The organism is Streptomyces sp. NPDC085932, from assembly GCF_044540525.1.
Lineage (GTDB): Bacteria > Actinomycetota > Actinomycetes > Streptomycetales > Streptomycetaceae > Streptomyces > Streptomyces levis.
Genome location: NZ_JBITSJ010000007.1, coordinates 317,498 through 335,652 on the forward strand (window position 1 = coordinate 317,498; position 18,155 = coordinate 335,652).

The 18,155-nt window shown below is 73.5% G+C and carries 16 protein-coding genes; 6 read left to right on the forward strand and 10 right to left on the reverse strand.

Features of this window, described 5'->3' with window-relative positions; translation table 11 throughout:
• Positions 1 to 26: 26 nt before the first annotated feature.
• Genes ACIGAQ_RS31545 through ACIGAQ_RS31555 form a run of 3 tightly spaced genes read left to right on the forward strand, consistent with a single transcriptional unit; the run spans position 27 to position 3,709 of the window.
• Entirely contained in the window at positions 27 to 2,252 is a 2,226-nt protein-coding gene (locus ACIGAQ_RS31545; protein ID WP_399788990.1) for an acetate--CoA ligase family protein, read from the forward strand.
• Positions 2,252 to 3,046 (forward strand): enoyl-CoA hydratase/isomerase family protein, encoded by a 795-nt coding sequence (locus ACIGAQ_RS31550; RefSeq protein WP_399788994.1) that lies wholly within the window; start codon positions 2,252 to 2,254, stop codon positions 3,044 to 3,046. The genes ACIGAQ_RS31545 and ACIGAQ_RS31550 overlap by 1 nt, the downstream gene beginning before the upstream one ends.
• A 42-nt stretch (positions 3,047 to 3,088) precedes the next feature.
• Positions 3,089 to 3,709 carry a flavin reductase family protein gene (locus tag ACIGAQ_RS31555; protein ID WP_311681831.1) on the forward strand — a complete coding sequence of 207 codons (621 nt, stop codon included), beginning with the start codon at positions 3,089 to 3,091 and terminating at the stop codon, positions 3,707 to 3,709.
• Between the two features lie 52 nt (positions 3,710 to 3,761).
• Here the strand turns inward: ACIGAQ_RS31555 and ACIGAQ_RS31560 are convergent, their stop codons facing one another.
• Positions 3,762 to 5,066, reverse strand: coding sequence for an MFS transporter (locus ACIGAQ_RS31560; RefSeq protein ID WP_311681475.1), 1,305 nt, complete (start codon positions 5,064 to 5,066; stop codon positions 3,762 to 3,764).
• Positions 5,067 to 5,168: 102 nt separating this feature from the next.
• Here ACIGAQ_RS31560 and ACIGAQ_RS31565 point away from each other — a divergent pair, with 102 nt between their 5' ends.
• Entirely contained in the window at positions 5,169 to 6,209 is a 1,041-nt protein-coding gene (locus tag ACIGAQ_RS31565) for a GlxA family transcriptional regulator (RefSeq protein ID WP_399788998.1), read from the forward strand.
• On the opposite strand, the gene ACIGAQ_RS31570 is transcribed toward ACIGAQ_RS31565, so the two are convergent.
• From ACIGAQ_RS31570 to ACIGAQ_RS31580, 3 genes are all read right to left on the reverse strand, one after another.
• Entirely contained in the window at positions 6,199 to 7,248 is a 1,050-nt protein-coding gene (locus ACIGAQ_RS31570) for an alcohol dehydrogenase catalytic domain-containing protein (RefSeq protein WP_399789001.1), read from the reverse strand. The two genes, ACIGAQ_RS31565 and ACIGAQ_RS31570, sit on opposite strands and share 11 nt — an antisense overlap.
• A complete protein-coding gene (locus ACIGAQ_RS31575) occupies positions 7,248 to 8,390 on the reverse strand; it encodes an acyl-CoA dehydrogenase family protein (RefSeq protein ID WP_362281188.1) in 1,143 nt (380 codons plus the stop codon). Before ACIGAQ_RS31575 ends, ACIGAQ_RS31570 begins: the two co-directional genes overlap by 1 nt.
• A gap of 186 nt (positions 8,391 to 8,576) precedes the next feature.
• Entirely contained in the window at positions 8,577 to 9,494 is a 918-nt protein-coding gene (locus tag ACIGAQ_RS31580; protein ID WP_399789006.1) for an SDR family NAD(P)-dependent oxidoreductase, read from the reverse strand.
• 104 nt (positions 9,495 to 9,598) lie between these two features.
• On the opposite strand from ACIGAQ_RS31580, the gene ACIGAQ_RS31585 reads away from it, so the two are divergent.
• Positions 9,599 to 10,525 (forward strand): cyclase family protein, encoded by a 927-nt coding sequence (locus ACIGAQ_RS31585; RefSeq protein ID WP_362281181.1) that lies wholly within the window; start codon positions 9,599 to 9,601, stop codon positions 10,523 to 10,525.
• A 475-nt stretch (positions 10,526 to 11,000) separates the two neighbouring features.
• Here ACIGAQ_RS31585 and ACIGAQ_RS31590 read toward each other — a convergent pair whose 3' ends face one another.
• The 4 genes from ACIGAQ_RS31590 to ACIGAQ_RS31605 all read right to left on the reverse strand — a co-directional run bounded on the left by ACIGAQ_RS31590 (position 11,001) and on the right by ACIGAQ_RS31605 (position 15,159).
• Positions 11,001 to 11,489, reverse strand: coding sequence for an ATP-binding protein (locus ACIGAQ_RS31590; RefSeq protein WP_399789412.1), 489 nt, complete (start codon positions 11,487 to 11,489; stop codon positions 11,001 to 11,003).
• Positions 11,490 to 11,933: 444 nt separating this feature from the next.
• Positions 11,934 to 12,824, reverse strand: coding sequence for an acyl-CoA dehydrogenase family protein (locus tag ACIGAQ_RS31595; RefSeq protein WP_399789010.1), 891 nt, complete (start codon positions 12,822 to 12,824; stop codon positions 11,934 to 11,936).
• A gap of 5 nt (positions 12,825 to 12,829) precedes the next feature.
• Positions 12,830 to 13,963: an acyl-CoA dehydrogenase family protein gene (locus ACIGAQ_RS31600; RefSeq protein WP_399789013.1), complete on the reverse strand. Its 1,134-nt coding sequence runs from the start codon at positions 13,961 to 13,963 to the stop codon at positions 12,830 to 12,832.
• The gene (locus ACIGAQ_RS31605; RefSeq protein ID WP_399789016.1) at positions 13,963 to 15,159 is read right to left on the reverse strand and encodes an amidohydrolase family protein; all 1,197 of its coding nucleotides are present in this window, start codon (positions 15,157 to 15,159) and stop codon (positions 13,963 to 13,965) included. The genes ACIGAQ_RS31600 and ACIGAQ_RS31605 overlap by 1 nt, the downstream gene beginning before the upstream one ends.
• A gap of 89 nt (positions 15,160 to 15,248) precedes the next feature.
• Between ACIGAQ_RS31605 and ACIGAQ_RS31610 the strand changes: the two genes are divergently transcribed.
• Positions 15,249 to 16,751, forward strand: a complete 1,503-nt coding sequence (locus tag ACIGAQ_RS31610) for a class I adenylate-forming enzyme family protein (protein WP_399789019.1) — start codon at positions 15,249 to 15,251, stop codon at positions 16,749 to 16,751.
• Between the two features lie 169 nt (positions 16,752 to 16,920).
• Here ACIGAQ_RS31610 and ACIGAQ_RS31615 read toward each other — a convergent pair whose 3' ends face one another.
• Complete coding sequence (locus ACIGAQ_RS31615) at positions 16,921 to 17,433, reverse strand: EF-hand domain-containing protein (RefSeq protein WP_362281170.1); 513 nt, start codon at positions 17,431 to 17,433, stop codon at positions 16,921 to 16,923.
• 179 nt (positions 17,434 to 17,612) lie between these two features.
• The gene (locus ACIGAQ_RS31620) at positions 17,613 to 17,993 is read right to left on the reverse strand and encodes an STAS domain-containing protein (protein WP_399789022.1); all 381 of its coding nucleotides are present in this window, start codon (positions 17,991 to 17,993) and stop codon (positions 17,613 to 17,615) included.
• Positions 17,994 to 18,155: the final 162 nt, after the last annotated feature.

Sequence of the window (18,155 nt, forward strand, 5' to 3'; positions counted from 1 at the left end):
GCTGTCTCACAGGAGCGGGCGGAACGATGCTTGGATCGACCCACGGCACTCTCACCACCGACTCCCGCCGGGCCCGGGCCATCGCCTGCGGCGAACGGTCCGGGCCCGCCGTGCACGGCAGGCCGGCCCAGGCGGGCGACCTCGACGTCAGCGGACGTCCGCTGCACGCCGAAGTCCCCGATCTCGAGCGCTTCTTCCGTCCCCGGTCCGTCGCCGTGATCGGCGCCTCGGACACCGAGGGACGGCCACGCACCGGCATCACGCGGCAGCTCGCCGACTGGGCCGGGCGCGTCGGCGCCCGGCTGTATCCCGTGCACCCGAACCGCCCGTCCGTCCTCGGCCTCCCCTGCTGCCCGTCGGTGGCCGACCTGCCCGAGCAGGTCGATCTCGCGGTCGTACTGGTCGGCGATCCCCTGCCGGTGATCGAGGAACTGGCCGAGGCGAAGGCCCGGTTCGCGGTGGTCTTCGCCTCCGGGTTCGCGGAGACCGGGCCGGAGGGCGAGGCGGCCCAGCGGCGCCTCGCCGCCGCCGTGGAGGGGTCCGGGATGCGGCTGCTGGGACCCAACACCAACCTCAACGCCTTCGAGCGGTTCCGCGACGACCTCCCCGGACCGGCCATCGCGCTGATCACCCAGTCCGGCCACCAGGGCCGCCCCGTCTTCGCCCTCCAGGAGCTCGGCATCCGCCTCTCCCACTGGGCGCCCACCGGCAACGAGGCCGACCTGGAGACCGCCGACTTCCTCTCCTGGTTCGCCGAGCAGCCCGAGGTCGGTGCCATCGCCTGCTACCTGGAAGGGCTGAAGGACGGCCGTTCCTTCCTGCTCGCCGCCGACCGGGCCGCCCGGCGCGGGGTGCCGGTCGTCGCCGTCAAGGTGGGCCGCACCGCGACCGGCGCCCGTACGGCCGCCTCCCACACCGGCAAGCTCACGGGCGCCGACGCGGTGGTGGACGCGGCGCTGCGGCAGTACGGCGTGATCCGCGTCGACGGCCTCGACGAACTCCAGGACACCGCCGCCCTGCTGGCCCGGGCCCGCCCGCCGCGCGCCGACGGCGTGGCCGTCTACTCGATCTCCGGCGGCACGGGGGCGCACGTGGCCGACCTGGCGACCGCGGCGGGCCTGCGACTGCCGGTCCTGTCCGAGGCGAAGCAGGCCGAGCTGCACCAGTGGATACCCGCCTACCTGAGCGTGGCCAACCCCGTCGACAACGGCGGGCATCCGGTCGGGGACGAGCGCGGGCGGAAGATCATCGACGCGCTCCTCGACGATCCCGAGGTGGGCGTGCTGATCTGCCCGGTCACCGGCCCGTTCCCGCCGCTCAGCGACCGGCTCGTCCGGGACCTGGTGGACGCCGCGGAGCGGAGCGACAAGCTCGTGTGCGTGGTGTGGGGTTCGCCCGTGGGCACCGAGCCCGCCTACCGCGAGGTCCTGCTGGGTTCCTCGCGCGTGGCCACCTTCCACACGGTCGGCAACTGCCTCACCGCCGTCCGCGCCCACCTCGCCCACCACCGCTTCGCCACCGGCTACCGCTCCCCCTTCGACGACGCCCCGCGCACCCCCTCGCCGTCCTACCGCAAGGCCCAGGCCCTCATGCAGCCCGGCCGGCAGCTGAGCGAGCACGCGGCGAAGACGCTGCTGCGGGCGTACGGCATCCGCGTCCCGCGCGAGCAGCTGGTGACCAGCGCGGCGGCGGCCGTACGGGCCGCGGGGCCGGTCGGCTACCCGGTCGTCATGAAGGCCTCGGGCGCGAGGATCGCCCACAAGACCGAGCTGGGCCTGGTGAAGATCGGGCTGACCTCGGCCAGCCAGGTCCGCGACGCCTACCGGGAGCTGACGGACATCGCCCGCCACGAGGGTGTCGCGCTGGACGGCGTCCTGGTCTGCCAGATGGTCGAGCACGGCGTCGAGATGGTCGTCGGCGTCACCCACGACGACCTGTTCGGCCCGACCGTGACCGTCGGACTCGGCGGCGTGCTGGTCGAGGTGCTGCGCGACACGGCCGTGGGGATACCGCCGTTCGGCGAGGAACAGGCCCGGGACATGCTCGCCGGGCTGCGCGGGCGGGCCCTGCTGGAGGGGGTGCGGGGGCGGCCGCCCGCGGATCTGGACGCCCTCGTCGAGGTCGTGCTGCGCGTGCAGCGTATGGCCCTGGAACTCGGCGACGATCTGGCCGAGTTGGACATCAATCCCCTCATGGTGCTGCCCCGGGGGCACGGGGCGGTGGCGCTGGACGCGCTGGCGGTGTGCCGCTGATGGCGGAATCCGAGATCCTGCACACCTCAGGCGGCCACGTCCTCTCCCTCACCCTCAACCGGCCCGAGACCCTCAACGCCCTCACCCCCGGCCAGCGCGACCACCTCGTCCGCCTGCTGTCCGAGGCCTCCGCCGACCCTGCCGTACGCGCCGTGGTGCTCACGGGCACGGGCCGCGGCTTCTGCGCGGGCGCGGACCTGCGGGGCACGGGCGCGGCGCCGGGCGAGCGGATCGCCGGGGACGTCGCCCGCACCCTGCGCACCGGCGCACAGCGTCTGATCGCGGCCGTACTGGACTGCGAGAAACCGGTGCTCGCGGCGGTCAACGGCACGGCGGCCGGGCTCGGCGCGCATCTCGCGTTCGCCTGCGACCTGGTCCTCGCGGCCGAATCCGCCCGTTTCATCGAGGTGTTCGTGCGGCGCGGACTGGTGCCCGACGCGGGCGGTGCCTACCTGCTCCCGCGCCTGGTCGGCCCCCGGCGCGCGAAGGAGCTGATGTTCTTCGGCGACGCGCTCACGGCGGCGGAGGCGGAGCGCGCGGGCCTGGTGAACCGGGTGGTGCCGGACGGCGACCTGGCCGGGACGGCCCGGGCCTGGGCCGACCGCCTCGCCACGGGCCCCACCCGCGCCCTCGCGCTGACCAAGCAGCTCGTCAACGCGTCCCTGGACACCGACCGGGCGACCGCCTTCGCCGCGGAGGCTGCGGCGCAGGAGATCAACATGACGACCCGGGACGCCCAGGAGGGCCTGCGCGGCTTCCTGGAGCGCAGAACCCCGCACTACGAGGGCCACTGACCCTTCCCATCTGACGCCGCGTCAGTTTCAATGCTGGGCATGATGGGACAGGCAGGCATGGCGGAAGCGGCCGTCCGCTACCTCGGGGCGGCCCGCGCCGCCGCCCCGGAGCCGGTGGAGGCGCTGCCGCGTCCGGAGCTGCGCTGTGTGCGGGCCGACGAGCGCGCCCCGCTGGACCCGGGCGAGTTCCGCCGCGTGCTGGGCACCTTCGCGACGGGCGTGACGGTCGTCACCGCTCCCCCCGAGGGCCCGGACGGCTCCCCGGCCGGCTTCGCCTGCCAGTCCTTCACCTCCCTCTCCCTCGACCCGCCCCTGGTCGCCTTCATGGTCGCCCGCACGTCCTCCACCTGGCCGCGCATCGCCCGGGCCGGTGTCTTCTGCGTCAACGTCCTGGCCGCGCACCAGGCCGATCTGTGCCGCGCGTTCGCGGTGAGCGGCTCGGACAAGTTCGCGGGCGTGCGCTGGGACGCGGCCCCGGTGTCGGGCTCACCACGCCTGCCGGGCGGCGTGGCCTGGATCGACTGCACGATCCACGCGGTCCATCCGGGCGGCGACCACCTGATCGTGGTGGGCCGGGTGACCGCACTGGGCACCTCCGAGGAACACACCGCCCGGGATCCCCTCCTCTTCCACCGGGGCCGCTTCACCCACCTGCCGGCCTGACCCACCCCGGCAACCGGCCGACGGCCACCCGTCTTCCGGGCCGCCCGCGCTCTCAGACCGCCACCGTGAGAGCCGCCCCCCGCCGCCGGATCACCAACGCCATCAGCGCCGCCGCGGCGCACAGCGCCCCCGACGCGTACCAGACCACGTCGTACGAGCCGAACGCGTCGCGGGCCACGCCGCCGAGGAAGGCGACGAGGGCCGCGCCCACCTGGTGGGAGGCGAGGACCCAGCCGAAGACGATGGCGCTGTCCTCGCCGTACTGCTCGCGGCACAGGGCGAGGGTGGGCGGGACGGTGGCGACCCAGTCGAGGCCGTAGAAGACGATGAAGAAGATCATCGGCGGATGGACGCTCGGAGCCAGCAGCATCGGCAGGAAGAGGAGCGACACGCCCCGCAGCGCGTAGTACACGGCGAGCAGGCGGCGCGGCTCGAAGCGGTCCGTGAACCAGCCGGAGGCGATCGTGCCGACGACGTCGAAGACACCGATGACCGCCAGGAGCGAGGCCGCAGCCGTCAGGGGCATGCCGTGGTCGTGCGCGGCGGGCACGAAATGGGTCTGGATCAGGCCGTTCGTGGAGGCCCCGCAGATCGCGAACGTGCCGGCGAGCAGCCAGAACGGGCCGGTGCGCGCGGCCGAGAACAGGACCGTGAGGGCGCGCCGGGCGGCGCCCGGGACCGGCTCCGGCTTCGGGACGAACTCGGTCGCTCCGTACGGCTTCTGGCCCACGTCCGCGGGGTGGTCGTGCAGCAGCAGCCACACGAACGGCACGACCGCGAGCGCGGCGAGGGCGACGGTCACCGCGGCCGGGCGCCAGTCGTGCGTCTCCACGATCCACGACAGCAGCGGCAGGAAGATCAGCTGCCCGGAGGCCGACGCGGCGGTGAGGATGCCGCTGACCAGGCCGCGCCGCTCGGTGAACCAGCGGTTGGTGACGGTCGCCGCGAAGGCCAGCGCCATGGAGCCGGAGCCGAGGCCGACCAGCAGCCCCCAGCACAGCATCAGCTGCCAGGCCGCCGTCATCCACACGGTGAGCCCGGAGCCGAGCGCGATCACCGTCAGCGCGACCGCGACCACCCGCCGGATCCCGAAGCGGTCCATGAGCGCCGCCGCGAACGGGGCGGTCAGGCCGTACAGCGCGAGGTTGACGGAGACCGCCGCGCCGATCGTGCCGCGCGACCAGCCGAAGTCCTCGTGCAGCGGGTCGATCAGCAGACCCGGCACGGAACGGAAGGCGGCGGCGCCGATGATCGTCACGAAGGTGACGGCGGCGACGAACCAGGCGCGGTGCACGCGCCGGCGACGGCGGGACTTCGGCGGCTTCTCGACGGCCGCTGCTTCGGTTGTCTGGGTCACGCCATAGAGCTTCGGGCTCGCGCCCGTCCTCAGCGAGTGGCCCGGAGGACAGCGTTCGCTAGGATCGGGCCATGACCTCGGCCACGGACGGGACGACGTGAGATGAGCGAAGAGACGAGCACCTCCGGCCCCGCGGACGTCGGCGCCCGGCCGCACCGCGTCGTCGTCCTCGCCCTCGACGGGCTGCTCCCCTTCGAACTGGGCATCCCGCACCGCATCTTCGGCCGCCCGAAGGACGACCGCGGGCGGCCCCTGTACGAGGTCCTGACCTGCTCGGTCCGGCCGCCGGGCCCGGTGGAGACGGACGCCGACTTCGCCATCCACGTCCCGCACGGCCCGGAAGCCCTGGCCACCGCCGACACGGTGATCGTCCCGGCCTCGTACGAGCTCGGGCCGGTCTTCGAGGCCGGCGTGCTGACCGACGAGCTCGCCGCCGCCCTGGCCCACCTCAGGCCCGGCACCCGGCTGGCCTCCATCTGCACCGGCGTCTACGTCCTCGCCGCCGCCGGCCTGCTCGACGGCCGCCCCGCGACCACCCACTGGGCCCAGGCCGAGCACCTGCAGCGGCTCTTCCCGCGGGTCCGGGTCGACCCGGACGTGCTGTTCGTCGACGACGGCGACGTCCTGACCTCGGCGGGCGTCGCGGCCGGCATCGACCTGTGCCTGCACATGGTGCGCCGCGACCACGGCACCGCCGTCGCCAACGAGGTGGCCCGCCGCACGGTCGTGCCGCCCTACCGCGAGGGCGGGCAGGCCCAGTTCATCGCGCTGCCGGTGCCGGACCCGCAGCAGGCGTCCACCACCACGGCCCGCGCCTGGGCCCTGGGCCGCCTCCACGAGCCGATCCAGCTGCGCGACATGGCCGCCCAGGAGTCCATGTCGGTACGCACGTTCACGCGCCGCTTCCGCGAGGAGACCGGCGTCAGCCCCGGCCAGTGGCTGACCCAGCAGCGGGTGGAGCGGGCCCGGCACCTGCTGGAGTCCACCGACCGCTCGGTCGACCAGGTGGCCCGGGACGCGGGCTTCGGCACGGCGCAGTCGATGCGCCAGCACCTCCAGGCGGCGCTCGGCGTCACACCCTCCGCCTACCGGCGGACCTTCCGGGCCGGCGCCGAGGAGCCGGGAGCCGGCCTCAGAACGTGAGGACGGCCCGGGCCACCCGCCCCGCCCGGGCGTCCGCCGCCGCCTTCTCGAAGTCCTCCACGGGATACGTCCGGGTGACGAGTTCGTCGAGCAGCAGCCGGCCCCGGCGGTACAGCTCCGCGTACAGCACGATGTCCCGCTGCGGCCGGGAGGAGCCGTAGCGGCAGCCGAGGACGGACTTGTCCAGGTAGAGGGAGGAGACGCGGAAGGACGCCTCGGCCGTGGCCGGGGGCACCCCGAGCAGGATCGCCTGGCCGTGCCGGTCCAGGGCGTCGACGGCCTGCCGGATCAGCTCCACCCGGCCCACGCACTCGAAGGCGTGGTCCGCGCCGGTGGGCAGGACGTCCCGCACGCCTTCCATCGAGGTGAGGAAGTCGGTCGCGCCGAACCGCCGGGCCACCTCCTCCTTGGCCGGGTTGGCGTCGACGGCGACGATCCGCAGCGCCCCCGCGAGCCGTGCCCCCTGCAGGACGTTCAGCCCGACCCCGCCGGTGCCGATCACCAGGACGCTGTCGCCCCGGTCCACCCGCGCCCGGTTCAGCACGGCGCCCACGCCCGTGAGCACCCCGCACCCGATGAGCGCGGCCGACGGCAGCGGGACGTCGTCGGGGACCCGGACCGCCTGGACGGCCTTGACGACCGTGCGCTCCGCGAACGCCGAGTTCGCGGCGAACTGGTGGACGGGCAGGCCCTCGTGGCAAAACGGCCGGCCCGGGCGGCCGATGGCGTGCCGGCACATGGTCGGCCGGCCCCGGTCGCAGTCCGGGCAGGTCCCGCAGTGGGCGAGCGTGGACAGGGCTACATGGTCCCCGGGCGCGACATGGGTGACGCCCACACCCACGGCCTCCACGACCCCGGCACCCTCATGACCCAGCACCACGGGAACCGGGAACGGTATGGTCCCGTCCACCACCGACAGATCGCTGTGGCACAGCCCGGCCGCCGCGATCGCCACCCGCACCTCCCCCGGTCCGGGCTCACGCACCTCCAGGTCCGTCACGACCCGGACGCGTTTCCCGTCGAAGATCACGCCTCGCATCACACGGCCCCCTTGGGCTCCCTGGGCAGTCCGAGCACGCGCTCGGCGATGATCGTGCGCTGGATCTGGTCCGAGCCGCCGTAGATGGTGTCGGCCCGGGAGAACAGGAACAGGTGCTGCGCCGCGTCCAGTTCGTACGGCGCCGCCGCCGACCAGTCGGCGGGTCCCGCACCGGCGGCGGCACCCCGCACCAGCACGGCCAGCTCCCCGAGCCGCTGGTGCCAGCCGGCCCACAGCAGCTTGGCCACGCTCGGGGCGCCCGGGTCGGCCGGACCACCCAGGGTGCGCAGGGCGTTCCAGCGCATCGTGCGCAGTTCGGCCCACAGCCGTACGAGCCGTTCCCGTACGACCGGGTCCCGTACGGCGCCCGAGGCCCTGGCCGCGCGCACCACACCGTCCAGCTCCTCGGCGAACCCGATCTGCTGGGCCAGCGTGGAAACGCCCCGCTCGAAACCGAGCAGGCTCATCGCCACGCGCCAGCCGTCGCCCTCGCCGCCGACGACGTGCTCGGCGCGCGCGCCGTCGAAGAAGACCTCGTTGAAGTCGCTGGTGCCCGTCATCTGCCGGATGGGCCGGACCTCGATCCTTCCCGGCTGGTCCATCGGCACGAGCAGGAACGACAGTCCGTGGTGACGCGTCGAACCCGGCTGCGTCCTGGCCAGCACGAAGCACCAGTGCGCCTCGTGCGCGAGCGAGGTCCAGATCTTCTGCCCGGTGACGCGGTGGACCCGCCCGTCCCGCACGGCCGTCGTACGGACACCGGCCAGATCCGATCCGGCGCCGGGTTCGCTGTAGCCCTGGCACCACAGCTCCTCACCGGCGGCGACGGGGGGCAGGAAGCGGGCCTTCTGCTCGTGGGTGCCGTGCGCGATCAGCGTGGGCGCCAGCAGTTTCTCCCCGATGTGCCCCGACCGCGGGGGCGCCCCCGACCGCGCGTACTCCTCGGCCCAGACGACCTGCTGGGTCAGGGAGGCGGTGCGGTTGCCGTACCCGTTCTCGTCCCACCCGATCCCGATCCAGCCGGCCGCGCCGAGGGTGCGTTCCCAAGTCCGCCGGTCCGGAACGGGCTTGACGTGTGAGGCGAGCCACCCCCGGGCCTCGCCCCGAAACGCCTCGTCCTCCGGACCGAAGCCGAAGTCCATCAGGGTTCTCCTCTCGATGCCGCAGGTTGCAAGTCGCCCCAGGGGCGCGGGGAACGGCGCGCCGAGCCACGACGAACCCGCACCCGCCACACCACCGCACACCCCGCACCCCCGCACACACGCCCCCGAGCCGCCGGCACCCCCGGGCCCGGCACCCCCCTCGACCCGACACCCCCGGCCCCCCGGCTACCGCGCGTTCGGCCGCTCTCCTCCCCGCGCCGCCCGCTCCATCGCCGCCACCCGCTCCAGCAACGGCATCGGATCCACCCCCACCGACCCCGGCAGCACCTCGGCGATCCGCTCCGGCGTCCACGCGCCGCCCTCGGCGTACACGGCCCGCAGCTCCCGCGGCTGCGCCCACACCGCGATCTTCGCCCCGGCCGCCGTGTAGACCTGGCCGGTGATCCCCTGCCGGGCGGCCTGGTCGGACAGCAGGTACACCACCAGCGCGGCGACGTCCTCCGGCTCCCCGATCTCCGCCAGTTCCATCGGCACGTTCGCCGACATCCGGGTCCGGGCGACCGGTGCCACCGCGTTCGCGCTCACCCCGTACTTGTGCAGCCCCAGCGCGGCGCTGCGCACGAGGGAGACGACCCCGCCCTTCGCCGCGCTGTAGTTCGCCTGCGCGACCGACCCCTGGTGGTTGCCGCTGGTGAAGCCGATCAGCGTCCCGGACCGCTGCGCGCGCATCACCGCCGACGCCGCCCGGAACACGGTGAACGTGCCCTTCAGATGGGTGGCGACGACCGGGTCCCACTCCTCCTCGGTCATGTTGAACAGCATCCGCTCGCGCAGGATCCCGGCGACGCAGACCACACCGTCCAGCCGCCCGTACGCGGACAGCGCCGCGTCGACGACGCGCTGCCCGCCCGCCATCGTGGAGATGTCGTCGGCGACGGCCACCGCGTCCCCGCCCGCCGCGACGATCTCCTTGGCCACGGCCTCGGCGACCTCGCTCGCCGGTGAGGCCCCGTCGACCGAGACGCCGTAGTCGTTGACGACGACCCTCGCTCCCTCGGCGGCGGCCGCCCGCGCCACCGCGCGGCCGATGCCCCGCCCGGCGCCGGTGACGGCGACGACCTTGCCTGCCAAGAAGTTCCCCACGCCGGTCCCCTTCCCGTGCCACGGTTTCTGACGGACCGTTAGATCTGCTGTCCCTGGATTCTACGACCCGTCAGATACGGGAAGACAAGCCCCGCGGAGGACCCATGTCGCTGCCGGCCGCGTTCCACGAGATCGCCCAGCGCGTGAACAACTGGGGCCGTTGGGGGGCCGACGACGAGCTCGGCACGCTGAACCTGATCACCGACGAGGTGGTCCGGGGGGCGGCCGCCACCGTCCGCACGGGCCGCCGCGTCCCGCTCGCCCTGCCCCTGCGGCAGGACGGCGTGCAGACGGGCATGATCCCCGGCCGGGTCAACCCGCTGCACGTCATGGTCCAGATCAACCAGGAGCTCTTCGGCCCGGGCACGGTCGCGTGCAGCGACGACGCCGTGACCATGGGGCTCCAGGCGGCCACCCACTGGGACGCCCTGCCCCACGTCTCCCACTCGGGCCGGCTCTACAACGGCCGCCCGGCCCACACCGTCACCGCGCACGGCGGCGCCGAGTTCAGCGGCATCGGCACGGTCCGGCACCTCGTGACGCGCGGGGTGCTGCTCGACGTGCCCCGGGCCCGGGGCACGGACCGGCTCGGCGCGTCGTACGCCGTCACGCCCGAGGACCTGGACGCCGCCGAGGAACTGGCCGGGACCCGGGTACGGGCCGGTGACGCCGTGCTGGTGCGGACCGGGCAGATACGGGTCTTCCTGGCCGGGGACCGGCACGCCTACGCGTATCCCTCGCCGGGACTGTCGGTGCGGACGCCGGAGTGGTTCCACGCGCGTGATGTCGCCGCCGTCGCCAACGACACCCTCACCTTCGAGGTGTTCCCGCCGGAATCGGAGGACCTGTGGCTGCCGGTGCACGCCCTCCACCTGGTGGAGATGGGCATGCCGCAGGGCCAGAACTGGAATCTCGAAGAGTTGTCCACAGCCTGTGGAGAAACCGGCCGCTACGCCTTCCTGCTGTCGGCCACCCCCGAGCCGTTCACCGGGGCGACCGGATCGCCGGTGGCCCCGGTCGCCGTCCTGTAGGCCGGTGACCACCCTCGCCGGAGCGCCCCCCTGAGGCTGGATGACGGCGCCGCGCTGCTCACCCCGAGCACGACAGCGCGCGCCGCCACCCGACTCCGGCGCTCCCGCCCCGACTTCCTGGCCCTGAAGGAAGCCGACGCCGAGTCACGACTCACACTCGCCGAGGACCGCCGTCGTCGCGGTCCTCGCCGTCCCCTCACGGCGAATCGCTGCCCACCAGCGTGAGCATCCGGTCACGAGGCGTCAACACCGATTCGGCGATTTGTCGCTCATGGGGCTTTTGCCGCAGGCGCGCACGGAAGCACGTCCCGGCGCACCGCCGCATGTCCGCAAGGAACCGGCCGACCCGTGCTGCCCCCATGCCCCGGGCCCGCCGCAAGGCCGCGCGGCATGTGCCGCCGTACACCGCCGGATGGGACGCGGACCTGCACCGCCGAGTCAGGCACGGACCCACACCGCCGGATCGAGGGCGGTCCTACACCGCCTCGTACGCCGCGAGCCCTTCGAGGGCCGCGCCGCCGGCGTCGCCGTACGCCACCGCGCCACCTCCGCAGGACGTCGTGATCTCGCGGGACACCGCGCACCGGTCCAGCTCGCACCAGATGCGCTTGCCGGTGGCCTCGACGCTCCAGCCCCAGCGGTCGGCGAGACCGTCCACGAGGGCGAGGCCCCGGCCGCCGGTCGCCTCGTCGCCCGCGCACCGGGGCACGGGGGCCCGGCCGCTGTGGTCGGCGACCTCCAGGCGGACCGTGGCCTCCTCCGTCACCGCGGGCGGCAGGGAGAGCCGCAGCACGGCGGGACGGCCGGTGTGCACCACGGCGTTGGTGACGAGCTCGGAGACGAGCAGGATCAGCGTCTCGGCGAGCGGTTCATCGGCCTGTATGCCCGACCCGGCCAGGCGCGAGCGGGCCCACCGACGCGCCCGCCCCACCTCTGCGGGGTCGGGCCGGATCTCCAGCTGCACTTGAAGCACCTGCACCGCTCACACCATCCGAACCGGCGGACACTTAGGCTCGCGCCTCACGAGGGCCACGATCGTAGCCATTTTCTGCATGGCCAGAACAACGGCCGGGTCAGGGATCACACAACGTGAATCCCTTATGGGACAGCATGGTTGACGTACAGTCACCTCAACAAGCGCTTCGGGCATATTCCAGCGCGAAGGAGTACCCGTGCGGCATACTGTGCGACGCTCCCCAGGGGCAGTCGAACAGGCGCCGCCACGGGGTCGGACTGCGCTCAGAGCCACTCGCATCTCACACAAGGTACCGGAGCGTCCCGTCGACTCCGGGCCGTGACGAGTCACACCGAGGACACAAGCCGGTATCAACGCTCCGTGATCATGGTGTGCCACGATCCGCGACATCTCCGAGGCGCCCGTACGGCGACACCGCAGCCCGGCGGCCTGTCAGGCCGTTCCGGCCAGCAGATCCGCCGCCATCACTTCCTCACTCTCCGTGACACCGCCGGCACGCCTGGTTCGAACCCATGCCCGTTTCAGATGCAGATGGACCTCGGACTCCCAGGTGAAGCCCATGCCGCCGTGCACCTGGAGACAGTCGCGGGCACCGCGTACGGCGGCCTCGTCGGCGAGCAGCCGCGCGGCGGCGATGTCGACCGGGTCGCCGGTGACGGCCGCCGCGTACACCGCCGCGCGGGCCGTCTCCGTCCGGACCAGCATCCCGGCGCACAGGTGTGCCACGGCCTGGAAGGCCCCGACCGGCCGCCCGAACTGCTCGCGCGCCCGGGCGTGTTGCGCCGCCAGCTCGCAGACGCGGCCGGCCGTGCCGAGTTGTTCGGCGGCGCTGAGGAGACCGGCGAGCAGGACGTCGCCCCGTTCGGGTGCGGATCGCCCGGCGGGCACGCGGTGCAGCGGCGTGAGCGGGTCGAGCGAACGCAGCGGCACGGCTCCGGTGGCGTCCCCGCGGACCACGTCGGCCGCCGCCAGCCACTCCACCAGGCCGCCGTCGACGTCCGTCACGACGGCCTCCCCGGTGGCCGCGCCCGCGACGGCCCCGGCCGCCAGGTGGGTGGCGACGAGCGGCCCGGGCAGCAGGGCCCGCCCGGCCTCCTCGAACACCAACACGGCCTCCGGCAGCCCCAGTCCGGCGCCACCCTCCGCCTCGGGCAGCCGCAGCGAGAAGAACCCGGCCTCCCCCAGGGCCCGCCACAGCGCCCGGTCCAGCCGCGCGAGTCCGTCGGGGGCCACCCGCGGTGCCTGACCGCCGCAGTGCCGCGCCAGCAGCCCCCGCGTCGCCTCCCGCAGCGCCCGCTGGTCCTCGGTCAGCCGGAACCGCACCGCCCTCACCGCCCCTTCGGCAGGCCGAGGATCCGCTCGGCGATGATGCCGTGCTGGATCTGCGAGGTGCCGGCCGCGATGGTGTACGACAGCGAGGAGAGGCGGTCGAGGGTCCAGGGCCGGTCCAGGTCGAGGCAGTCGTCGCCCAGGACGTCGGCGGCGGCGTCGTACAGCTCCTGGCGGGCGTGCGAGTAGCGCAGCTTGAAGACCGAGCCGCCGGTACCGGGCACGCCGCCGGACGCCTCCGCCGCGCTCACGTTCCATTGCGTCAGCCGCCACAGCGCCCGGAACTCGGCGCCCAGCCTGCCGAGCCGGCGCCGCAGGGCGGGATCGTCCCAGCGGCCGTTGCCCCGGGCCGCGGCGGCCAGTTCGGTGAGGACGCGGCGGCAGGCGACGACCTCGCCGGCGAAGGCGGTGCCGCGTTCGAAGGACAGCGTCACCATGGTCACGCGCCAGCCGTCGTTCTCGTCCCCGACCCGGTTCGCCGCGGGCACCCGCACCTCGTCGAGGAAGACCTCGGCGAACTCGGCCGAACCCGCGAGCGTGCGCAGCGGCCGAACGGTGATGCCGGGCGCGTCCATGGGCAGCGCGAGCCAGGTGATGCCCCGGTGCCGGGGGGCCTCGGGGTCGGTGCGGACCAACAGCTCGCACCAGTCGGCGACTTCCGCGTGGGAGGTCCACAGCTTGCTGCCGGTCACGACGTACGTGTCGCCGTCGCGCCGGGCGCGGGTGCGCAGGGCCGCCAGGTCGGAGCCGGCCTCCGGTTCGCTGAAGCCCTGGCACCAGACCTCCTCGCCGCGCAGGATCGGCGGCAGCCAGCGCGCGCGCTGCTCCGCCGTGCCCTCGGCGGCGATGGTCGGCCCGGCGTGCAGCAGCCCCACGAAGTTCGCGCCCACGTAGGGGGCGCCGGCCTTCTCGGTCTCCTCCAGGAAGATCAGCCGGATCGCCGGGGAGGCGTCCCAGTGGACACCCGCGTACCCGGCGTCGTGGAGCCTGCGCTGCCAGCCGAGGTCGTACGCCCGGCGCCCGGGCCAGTCGCCGGGCGACGGCTTGGGCGGGAGACCGGGGAGCACCGCGGCGAGCCAGGCGCGCAGCCCGGCCCGGAACTCCTCCTCCTCGGGGGTGTCCGACAGGTCCATCAGCGGTCGAGGTCCAGGTCGAGCATCCGGATGGCGTTGCCCCGCATCAGCTTGTACACCGTCTCGTCGTCGAGGCCCTCGACGTGGTCGAGCGCGACCTCCTTGGTGTGCGGGAAGGTCGAGTCGACGTGCGGGTAGTCGGTCTCGAAGGTGGCGTTGTCGCGGCCGACGGCGTCGATCGAGGCGACCCCGTGCTTGTCGCGGAAGAAGCAGCAGAAGATCTGCCGGTAGTAGTACGTCGACGGCGGCTCGGGGACCGTCTCCCGTACGCCGCCCCAGGCGCGGTGCTCCGCCCAGACGTCGTCGGCCCGCTCCAAGGCGTACGGCACCCAGCCCATCTGGCCCTCGGAGTAGGCCAGTTTGAGGCGGGGGAAGCGGACGAGCACCCCGCTGAACAGGAAGTCCATCATCGAGGCCATCGCGTTGTTGAAGCTGAGCGAGGCCTGGACGGCGGGCGGGGCGTCCGGGGAGGCGGCCGGCATCTGGGACGAGGACCCGATGTGCATGTTCACCACCGTCCCGGTCTCCTGGCAGACGGCGAAGAACGGGTCCCAGTAGCCGGAGTGGATGGACGGCAGCCCGAGGTGGGTGGGGATCTCGGAGAAGGTGACGGCCCTGACCCCGCGCGCGGCGTTGCGGCGGATCTCGGCGACCGCGAGTCCGACGTCCCACAGCGGGATCAGGCAGAGCGGGACGAGCCGCCCGCCGCTGTCGCCGCACCACTCCTCGACCATCCAGTCGTTGTAGGCGCGCACGCACGCCAGGGCGACCTCCTTGTCGTGCGCCTCGGCGAAGGTCTGGCCGCAGAAGCGGGGGAAGGAAGGGAAGCAGAGGCTGGCCTCGACATGGTTGAGGTCCATGTCCTCCAGCCGCGCCTTGGGGTCCCAGCAGCCGCGCCGCATCTCCTCCCGCGTGATGCCCTCCAGGGTCATCTCGTCCCGGTCGAAGCCGACGGCGGCGATGTTGCGCTTGTACGGGAACTTCAGGTCCTCGTAGATCCACCAGTCGGTGGGCGGGCCGTCCGGGTCCATGGTGATGCGGTACTTGCCGCCGACGTAGGCGAGTTCACCGATGCCGGCGGTCACCGGCCGTGGGCCGCGGTCGCGGTACTTGACGGGCAGCCAGGTGTCGAAGAGGTGGGCGGGCTCGATCACGTGGTCGTCGACGCTGATGATGCGGGGCAGTTCGGTCGCCATGGGTCCCCTCCGCCGGACGGTACTTATCTGATGGAGCGTCAGTTAGCATCCCACCTGACGACCCGTCAGCCAAGCAGCAGGGGGCAGCCGTGAACGAGACCCCGCACGCACTGAGCACGTCCCGCACCCTGTGGGAGCTGGTCACCCGCCGCGCCGCCCTCACGCCCGGCCGCCCGCTCTTCCTCCAGGACGACCGCACCCTCACCTTCGGCGAGCTGGCCGCGCGCGCCGAGCGCGTGGCGGCCGGCCTCTTCGGCATGGGCGTACGTCCCGGCACGGTGGTCGCCTGGCAGCTGCCCACCCGCGTCGAGACGGCCCTGCTCTCCTTCGCACTGGCCCGGCTCGGCGCCGTGCAGACCCCGGTGATCCCCTTCTACCGGGACCGCGAGGTCGGCTTCGCGCTGCGGGAGTCCGAGGCCGAGTTCTTCGCGGTGCCGGGCGTGTGGCGCGGCTTCGACCACACGGAGATGGCCCGCCGGCTCGGCGCGAGGAACGTCTTCGAGGCCTACGACGAGCTGCCCGACGGCGAGCCGTCGGTACTGCCCCCGCCGCCGGCCGACGGCTCCGCCGTCCGCTGGATCTACTGGACGTCCGGCACCACCTCCGCCCCCAAGGGCGTGCTGCACACGGACCGTTCGCTGCTCGCGGGCGGCTCCTGCCTGGCCCACGCGCTGCGGCCCGCGGCGGACGACGTGGGGTCGATCGCCTTCCCCTACGCCCACATCGGCGGGCCCGACTACACGGTGATGCTGCTGCTGTACGGCTTCCCGGCGGTGCTGTTCGAGCAGTTCGCGCTGCCCGAGGCGCTGGCGGCGTACCGGGCGCACGGGGTGACGATCGCCGGCGGGTCGACGGCGTTCTACTCGATGTTCCTGGCGGAGCAGCGCAAGCGGCCCGGGGAGCCGCTGCTGCCGTCCCTGCGGCTGCTGGCCGGTGGCGGGGCGCCCAAGCCACCGGAGCTGTACCACGCGGTGGTGCGGGAGATGGGCGTGCGGCTCACCCACGGTTACGGCATGACCGAAGTGCCGATGATCACCATGGGGTCGCCCGACGACGGTGCCGAACTGCTGGCGACGACCGAGGGGCGGCCGCCGGAGGGCATGGAGATCCGGATCGTGGACGGGGAGGTGCGGCTGCGCGGGGAAGCGGTGTGCCGGGGATACCTGGACCCGGCGCAGACGGCACAAGCCTTCGACGAGGAGGGCTTCCTGCGCACGGGCGACCTGGGACACCTCACGGAGACCGGGCACCTGGTGCTCACCGGCCGGCTCAAGGACGTCATCATCCGCAAGGGCGAGAACATCTCGGCCCAGGAGATCGAGGACCTGCTGCACCGGCATCCGGCGGTCGGGGACGCGGCCGTGATCGGCCTGCCGGACGCGGCGCGCGGGGAGCTGGTGTGCGCGGTGGTGGAACAGCCGCCCGGGGCCGGGGCCTTGACGCTCGAAGCCGTGACCGCGTTCCTGCGCGCCGAGGGACTGGCGGTGCACAAGCTGCCGGAACGGCTGGAGCTGGTGGACGCCCTTCCGCGGGGCGAGACCCTGCGGAAGGTCCTCAAGTACCGGCTGCGCGACCGCTACACGGGCACGTGAGCCCCGTACTCGGCAGCGACCCGGGCCGCAGCTCGGTGCCGGGAACAACCCGGGCACGTAACGGTGCCGGGCGCTGCCCCGGGATCGTGCCTCGGTGCCGGGCGCTGCCCCGGGTACGTACCTCGGTGCCCGGGTGCTGGTCGGGGACGGGGAGCCCGTGACCTGCGGGCTACTCGGGCACGGTGAAGTAGCGGGCGAAGGCGGGGACGACATCGGCCTCGCCGACCTTGCCGTCGCCGTCCGCGTCGAGCGCCGCGGCGGCCGGCGCGGCCATCTCCCCGGGCACGCCCAGGCACTTCAGGACGCGCCCGGCCTCGTCGACCGTCACCGCGGCGTCGCCGTCGGTGTCGGCGACGTCCAGGGCCGCGTGCAGGAAGGGGCGGGCGATCTCGGCGAACCGGTCGGGGTTGTCACGCAGGCGCTTGACCGCGCCGTTGACGAACTCCTCGCGCGTGATGCGCTGGTCGCCGTCGCGGTCCGCCATCCCGGCCATGCCCTGCCAGAACGCCTCGGCGCCGCCGTACAGCGCCTGTCCCTTGTCGGAGCGGGCCGCGACGCCGAACTCCGAGAGCAGCGCCTTGGCCGCCCCGAAGAAGTCCTCGCGGTCGATGTAGCCGTTGCCGTCCTGGTCGAAGGTGGCGAACCGGGCGGCGATCCTGCGCTCGTACTCGCTGCTGACCATGTCTGTTTCGGGCCGCCTTACGTCAGGTGGGGTCGTCTTCGGTCGGAGCGTACGACGGGGGGAGCGGTTCGGGCGCGGGAAAACGTCACTTGTGCCAAGACCGGGGGAATTCCGGGACAACACCGTGCCGCGACAGCGGCTCCGGGACTGCGGTGCGTGCGAGGGACGTCACGCGGGCGTCACGCCGACAGGGGTTCGCCTTCGTCGCCCAGGGCCGCGTCCAGATCGCCGTACACGTCGAACAGGCGGCGCACGCCCAGCGCGCCGAGGACCCGGTTCACGTGCGAGCCGTCCGCGGCGCCCCGGGCGGGCAGCACCAGGCGCAGCCGGCCCTGGCAGGAGCGGATCAGCCGGCGGGCGGCGATGAGCACGCCGACGCCGCTGGAATCGCAGAAGAACACCTCGGACAGGTCCAGGACGAGACAGTGGTGCCCCTCGGCCACCACGTCGTGGACCCGCTGACGCAGCACCGGCGACGTCACCAGATCCAGTTCGCCCGACACCTGGAGCACGGCCCATCCGCCCTGCTCGCCGCCGGTCACTTTGAAGGTCACCACCACGCCCCTCGCTCGCCAAAACGGAAGCAGTCCCTACGCTTCCTTGCAGCGCGGCTGCCCAGCGGCCGTTCCCTGAAACACGGGCCGAAAAACGGATGCCTTGCAAAAGAGGCTTGTTTTAGTCGGCTTCGATCCGCTTCGATCCTAATCAGTCATGTCTGATCG

Bases quoted from the DNA above. Each gene is read 5' to 3' on its own strand.
- ACIGAQ_RS31585 (WP_362281181.1), top strand. From the start codon at position 9,599: ATGTCGCTGCCGGCCGCGTTCCACGAGATCGCCCAGCGCGTGAACAAC.
- ACIGAQ_RS31600 (WP_399789013.1), bottom strand. From the start codon at position 13,963: ATGGACCTGTCGGACACCCCCGAGGAGGAGGAGTTCCGGGCCGGGCTG.
- ACIGAQ_RS31555 (WP_311681831.1), top strand. From the start codon at position 3,089: ATGGGACAGGCAGGCATGGCGGAAGCGGCCGTCCGCTACCTCGGGGCG.
- ACIGAQ_RS31545 (WP_399788990.1), top strand. From the start codon at position 27: ATGCTTGGATCGACCCACGGCACTCTCACCACCGACTCCCGCCGGGCC.
- ACIGAQ_RS31570 (WP_399789001.1), bottom strand. From the start codon at position 7,248: ATGCGAGGCGTGATCTTCGACGGGAAACGCGTCCGGGTCGTGACGGAC.
- ACIGAQ_RS31565 (WP_399788998.1), top strand. From the start codon at position 5,169: ATGAGCGAAGAGACGAGCACCTCCGGCCCCGCGGACGTCGGCGCCCGG.
- ACIGAQ_RS31615 (WP_362281170.1), bottom strand. From the start codon at position 17,433: ATGGTCAGCAGCGAGTACGAGCGCAGGATCGCCGCCCGGTTCGCCACC.
- ACIGAQ_RS31550 (WP_399788994.1), top strand. From the start codon at position 2,252: ATGGCGGAATCCGAGATCCTGCACACCTCAGGCGGCCACGTCCTCTCC.
- ACIGAQ_RS31575 (WP_362281188.1), bottom strand. From the start codon at position 8,390: ATGGACTTCGGCTTCGGTCCGGAGGACGAGGCGTTTCGGGGCGAGGCC.
- ACIGAQ_RS31605 (WP_399789016.1), bottom strand. From the start codon at position 15,159: ATGGCGACCGAACTGCCCCGCATCATCAGCGTCGACGACCACGTGATC.